Source organism: Bradyrhizobium sp. (genome assembly GCF_019242285.1).
Classification (GTDB): Bacteria; Pseudomonadota; Alphaproteobacteria; order Rhizobiales; family Xanthobacteraceae; genus Bradyrhizobium.
The window spans coordinates 1-2486 of the sequence record NZ_JAFAVV010000093.1; the positions used below are offsets into that span (position 1 = coordinate 1).

Below are 2486 nucleotides of genomic sequence, written 5' to 3' on the forward strand. Positions count from 1 at the left end.
GTGGCGCTGTGGACATGCCGCTGCGCTTGGACAACGCCAAGGGCGTTGCCCACATACCCACAGCAGAAGCAGCAGAAAACAACTCCTTCGAGCCGCGATTCAAGATTGACCACGCGGCTTCGCCGATGCCAGAAACCAGACAGCCAGAATGCCTCCCGCCCCGGGCGACATCAAATCGGAACGGTGGGCGAGATCATCTCGGAATCCTGGACGAGATCAAATCGGAATACCCGGGCGAGATCATCGGAATCGGCACCACTTTGTCCAACAAGACGAAAAGGAAATCGTCTTCGGCGTTGGGCCTGATCACGCCGAGGATTTCGCACCGATCTCGCGCCTTACCTTTCCGGCGCACGTCATGACTTCTCCAGAGGCCGTCTCGCTCCTAAACGGTTTGGGGGGTCGAGCCGCGGATCTCGAATAAAAAAGCCGCTTCTCGAACGCCTTATCCTGCCATCACATTTTCGGGGGTAGACGTCCGGGAGGATCAAAAATACACCGTTTGAAAAACCGTTTTAGTTCGGTTCTCTCAAACGGTAAATATCAGTAAGTGCCTGATTTGCTTGGTGGGCGCACCAGGGCTCGAACCTGGGACCCGCTGATTAAGAGTCAGCTGCTCTACCAACTGAGCTATGCGCCCTAAAGGCCTCAGGTCACCCAAAAGCCTTGCGAGGCCGGTCGTTTAGCAAAGCGTTTCCGCGATGTCCAGCCGGCTTGCGCCCCTGTGATCAAAGGCGCCCCGAGCCGTCCGGGTCCATCCGATCCCAACGGTAACCGTCGTGATCGCGATCGTCGCGGTCCATCCAGCGGTGGCGCCAGCCGTCCCAGCCGTGCTGGTGATGACGGGTCAGCATCGCGAGCCGGCGCTTCTGGCCGTCATCCAGGCTCTTGTAGAGCGGATCGGCGGCGTCGGCGATCTTCTTCAGCGCCGTCGCGCTCGCGGCCATGCCGTCGGCGCGGTCACGCAGGCGCGCGATCGGATCGTCCGGCTGCTGCTGATCCTGCGGAGCGTCGTCGGCCTTCATCCGCGCGTTCGCCCGGTCGATCCTGAGCTTGGCGAAATCCCGCACCGCGGCCTCCACCGGCGGCCACAGCTTCTCCTGGTCCGCGGTCAGCTTCAGCCCGGCGTGCACGGCGGCGATGCGCGCGTCGATCATCGCGGCGCGGTCCTCCGGGCTCATCCGCACATGCTGCATGTGCTCACGCAGCCAGGAATGGTTGTACTGGGCATAGACCGCGGTCGAGCCCGCGATGGCGAGGGCCGCAACAGCGGCGACGGCAAACTTCCTCATGCGAACCTCCTCTTGAAAGGTTGCCCGAACATGGGGGCAGCCAGATGCGCAATCAACTTACAGATTAGACAGACTGAGGCGCCTTACCAAGATGTAATTGACGTTAATCAATGCGGTCCGATCATCCCCAATAGCCGCGGCAGCCATAGCGAAATCTCCGGCACGTAGGTGACGAGGCCGAGAAACACCAGCATCGCGCTCAACCATGGCAGCACCGCGATGGTGATCTCGCTGATGCCCATCTTGGCGATCGAGGAGGCGATGTAGAGGTTGAGGCCGACCGGGGGATGGCACAGGCCGACCTCGGTGTTGACGATCATCAGGATGCCGAGATGCACGGGATGCACGCCGAGCTTGGTCGCGAGCGGAAACAGGATCGGCGCCATGATCAGCAGGATCGATGACGGGTCCATGACGTTGCCGGCCGCCAGCAGGATGACGTTGACGACCAAGAGGAACACCCAGATCGAGAAGTTCTTGTCGATGATCCAGGCCGCCATCGCCTGCGGGATCTGCTCATGGGTCATCAGGAACGAGAACAGCACCGCATTGGTGATGATGTAGAGCAGCATCGAGCTCATGCTGGCCGCCTGCAACAGCACCTTGGGCACCTCGGTGAGCTTCAGCTCCCGGTAGACGGACACGGTGATGAAGAAGGCGTAGACCGCAGCGACCGCGGCCGCCTCGGTCGGCGTGAAGACGCCGCCATAGATGCCGCCGAGCACGATCGCGATCAGCGCCAGGCCCCAGATGCTCTCCCGGAAGGCGGTCCATTGCTGGCCGAGCGTCGCCTTCGGCAGCTTCGGATAGTCATTGCGGCGGGCAACGAAGAAGGTCACCGCCGCCAGCATCAGGGCGAGCAGGATGCCCGGCACGATGCCGGCCATGAACAGCGCGCCGATCGAGGTGTTGGTGGAGACGCCGTACAGCACGAGGATGATCGAGGGCGGCACCAGGATGCCGAGCGCGCCTGATGTCGAGATCACGCCGACGCCGAAGCGTCGCGGATAGCCGTAGTCCACCATCGCGGGCAGCATGATCGATCCGATCGCAACCACGGTCGCCACGCTCGAACCAGAGATCGCCGCAAACATCGCGCAGGCCGCGACACCGGCAAGGCCGAGGCCGCCGGGCAGATGCCCGACCAATGAAGTCGTAAACGCGATCATCCGTCGCGCCACGCCGCCGCGCGTG

General features: G+C 62.4%; 3 protein-coding genes and 1 tRNA gene. 1 reads left to right on the plus strand and 3 read right to left on the minus strand.

Going from position 1 to position 2486, the window contains the following annotated elements; translation table 11 throughout:
* Positions 1-362 (plus strand): hypothetical protein (locus JOY90_RS03680; protein ID WP_291689808.1); only part of this gene is annotated, 362 nt, incomplete at its 5' end.
* A gap of 202 nt (positions 363-564) precedes the next feature.
* Here JOY90_RS03680 and JOY90_RS03685 read toward each other — a convergent pair.
* From JOY90_RS03685 to JOY90_RS03695, 3 genes are all read right to left on the minus strand, one after another.
* Positions 565-640 (minus strand) — tRNA-Lys (locus tag JOY90_RS03685).
* An 88-nt stretch (positions 641-728) separates the two neighbouring features.
* Complete coding sequence (locus JOY90_RS03690) at positions 729-1292, minus strand: Spy/CpxP family protein refolding chaperone (protein WP_291689809.1); 564 nt, start codon at positions 1290-1292, stop codon at positions 729-731.
* 107 nt (positions 1293-1399) lie between these two features.
* A partial coding sequence (locus JOY90_RS03695; RefSeq protein ID WP_291689810.1) for a TRAP transporter large permease occupies positions 1400-2486 on the minus strand: 1087 nt, incomplete at its 5' end.